Source organism: Methylomagnum sp., from assembly GCF_054333355.1.
The window spans coordinates 1-3288 of sequence record NZ_JBTEKS010000455.1 but is presented as its reverse complement, the minus strand read 5'-3'; the positions used below and the strand labels follow the sequence as shown (position 1 = coordinate 3288).

Sequence of the window (3288 nt, the reverse complement as noted above, 5' to 3'; positions counted from 1 at the left end):
GTTGGCGCTCGCAGAAGCCTGGCTCGGGAATGGGGGTGAATGGGGTGGCGACCCGCACGCCCGGCGCCGGGTCGCTGAGTTCCCAGTGGGAACCCTGGCCGTCCTCCCACAGGACCGGCTCTTCGATGAACAGGATGGGGTGCTTCCGGGCCAGGCGGGATAGAAGGTGCTGGGGCCGCTGCCAGACCCAGTTCCAGCGCAGGTGCGAAAACACAACGAGGGTGGCTGTCCTTTCCATGGACTCTCCTTATGGGGGATGAAAGTTGAAACTCAGAGGCAACGGGCCTAAGGGCGACTCATTTTGTATGACTTGGGGTTTTCAGGCACGGTTCCACGAATACCTAACTTGGAGGATTCCCCCCTCCCGCCTAGGTAAGCGACCGCCCCTATTCACCCCTTCGGCAGGCGTTTCTAAGATGCTGTCTGGCCGGGAAGGCCACGAGACATGGACTCAGAGCGTGTTTTAAAAGCGTCACGAGCGGATCGAGGGCAGGCCTGTCCTGAGCGGCGTCGAAGGACTCAAAACAGGCTCAGTCGAAGGGCCGCCATCGGCCCGCGCCGTAGCTTTTAAGGCACGCCCTCGGGCCACCCTTGCAAAGCTGCATTGGAAACAGGGAAAGATGTCCACCACCACACCGCCGTCCCCCACCCCCCCCACCGAGGAAAAGCCGCGCTATTTGCGGCGGCCCTTGTACTTCCTACTCCATTACATGCGGCGCCGACCCTGGCATTTCGTTGGACTGCTGCTGCTGGTGATCGGCGCGGCCGGCTGCGCCATCGGCGTGCAGATCGGCATGAAGAACCTGGTGGACGCCATGGCCGACCCGGATCGCACCCGCCGGGCGGTGTGGACGCCGCTGGCGCTGTTCATCGTGCTGGTGGGCGTCGAAAGCATTCTGTGGCGGCTGGGCGGCTGGCTGGGCTGCCGCACCGTGGTGGACACCGGGGTGGATGTCCGGCTGGACCTGTTCAAGTACCTGTCCGGCCATTCCATGCGCTATTTCAACGACCATCTGGCCGGCTCGCTGGGCAACCGCATCACCGAGACCGCCGGGGCCACCGGGGCGCTGCTCAGCGTGTTCACCTGGAGCGTGGTGCCCCCCTGCACCGATTTCCTGGGCGCCATGCTGATACTCGGGACGGTCCACGGCCCCATGGCGGCGCTGTTGTGCGTGTTCGTCGCCATCGTGGGCGGGGGCGTGGTGCGGTTCGGCAAACAGGGCGAGCCCATCCATCGCGCCTACGCCGAGCAGAGCTCGCGGGTGGGCGGCGAACTGGTGGACGTGGTGGCGAATATCTGGGCGGTGAAGGCGTTTTCCGCCCGGAGGCGGGAGCGGGCACAGCTGGCGGCGCACTTCGCCGCCGAGGCCGACAGCCAGCGCCGGAGCTGGATGTACCTGGAAAAGACCCGGGTGCTCCACGACCTGCTGCTGTGGGTGATGGCGGGGACGATGCTAGCCTGGGCCATCACGCTCTGGAGCGAGCAGCGCATCACGCCGGGCGAGGTGGTGCTGGTCAGCACCCTGACCTTCCGCATCCTGCACGGCTCCCGCGACCTGGCCTTCGCCCTGTTCGGCACCACCCAGCAACTCGGGTTGATCGCCGAAACCCTCCGCGACATCGGCCAGGCCCATACGGTGCGGGATGCGCCGGAGGCGGAGGCCTTCGTGCCCTTGGGCGGGGCCATCGATTTCGAGCACGTCAGTTTCGGCTACGGCAACGGCGCCGATTTGTTCCACGACCTGAACCTGCACATCCCCGCCGGCCAGAAGCTCGGCATCATCGGCGCCTCGGGGGCGGGCAAATCCACCCTGGTCGGTCTGGTGCAGCGATTGGACGATGCGCGGCGGGGCCGGATATTGATTGACGGTCAGCCCATCACCGAACTGGCCCAGGACAGCCTGCGGGCGGCCATCGCCGTGGTCCCCCAGGATATTTCGCTGTTCCACCGCTCGATCCTCGACAACATCCGCTATGGCCGGCCCGAGGCCAGCGACGCGGAGGTCCAAGCCGCCGCCCGCAAGGCCTATTGCGATGAATTCATCCGCGCCCTGCCGGAGGGCTACCACACCCTGGTGGGCGAGCGCGGCGTCAAGCTGTCCGGTGGCCAGCGCCAGCGCATCGGCATCGCCCGCGCCTTTCTGAAGAACGCGCCGATTCTGATTCTGGACGAGGCCACGTCGGCCCTGGACACGGCCTCGGAGATCGAAATCCACCGCGCCCTCGCCAAGCTGATGCGGGGCCGCACCGTGCTGGCGGTGGCCCATCGGCTGTCCACGGTGGCCTCCTTCGACCGGATCATCGTGCTGGATCAGGGGCGCATCGTCGAAGACGGAAATCCTGCGGAATTGCGCCATCGGCAGGGGATTTTTGAATCCATGTGGCGCTTGCAGACAGAGGACAGGGTTGAGCCAACGGCCAGGGTGGCCGGGTCTTCGCGGTAGATGGCGGGCACGGTAGGGCCGACTCGGTTTTGAAAACCGAGTCGGCCTAGGTGAGCGCTGTGTAACCCCGAAATGAAAATGCCCTAGTTACTCCACCGACGACAAAGGCCGGGCGATGTCCTCCAACGACCGCTGCTCCGCACGGACACCCAGCCACAGTTCGACGATCCCGCCCACCATCATGAATCCCGCGCCCACCAGGTAGCCGACGAACAACCGGCCCGGCTCCCCGCCCTCCCCTATCAGGTGGCCGTACAGCACCGGTCCCAACGCGCCGAAGCACTGGGCGATGGCGAAGAACACGGCGATGGCCTGGGCCCGCACTTCCAGCGGAAAGATTTCGCTTACCGTGAGATAGGCCGCGCTGGCCCCGGCGGAGGCGAAAAAGAAGGTGGCCGACCAGCAAAGCGTCTGGGTGGTGGCGTTCAACACCCCCGCCTTGAATAGGAAAGCGCTGCCCGTCAGCAACAGGCCGGACAGGAGGTAGGTGCCCGCGATCATGGTCTTGCGGCCCAGGGTGTCGAACAGGGTTCCCAAGACCAGCGGCCCCATCAGGTTGCCTGCGGCGAAGGCCAGCAGGTAGCGAGGCGCCGCGGCGGGATCGACGCCGTAGAAGCGGGTCAGCACCAGGGTGTAGGTGAAGAAGATGGCGTTGTACAGGAAGGACTGGCTGATCATCAGCGTCGCGCCCAGCGCCGCACGGGACGGATAGCGCCGGAACAGCACCCTCAGCAAGGACAGATAGCCGTGCCGCCGGGCCGGGAGGATTTCGATGGCCCTGTGTTCATCGACCGGGGCCAGCGGCCTGCCCGCCCGGCGGACTTCGCCCTCGATGAAGGCGATG

The 3288-nt window shown here is 65.9% G+C and carries 3 protein-coding genes; 1 reads left to right on the top strand and 2 read right to left on the bottom strand.

Annotated features, from left to right (window positions below; translation table 11 throughout):
- The coding region (locus ACXWUF_RS20975) for a hypothetical protein (protein WP_458496500.1) at nt 1-238 on the bottom strand (238 nt) is incomplete at its 3' end.
- A gap of 382 nt (nt 239-620) precedes the next feature.
- Here ACXWUF_RS20975 and ACXWUF_RS20970 point away from each other — a divergent pair.
- Nucleotides 621-2444 carry an ABC transporter ATP-binding protein gene (locus tag ACXWUF_RS20970; protein WP_458496499.1) on the top strand — a complete coding sequence of 608 codons (1824 nt, stop codon included), beginning with the start codon at nt 621-623 and terminating at the stop codon, nt 2442-2444.
- 87 nt (nt 2445-2531) lie between these two features.
- Here the strand turns inward: ACXWUF_RS20970 and ACXWUF_RS20965 are convergent.
- The coding region (locus ACXWUF_RS20965) for an MFS transporter (protein WP_458496498.1) at nt 2532-3288 on the bottom strand (757 nt) is incomplete at its 5' end.

Coding starts and splice junctions, on each gene's coding strand:
- ACXWUF_RS20970 (WP_458496499.1), top strand. CDS start 621: ATGTCCACCACCACACCGCCGTCCCCCACCCCCCCCACCGAGGAAAAG.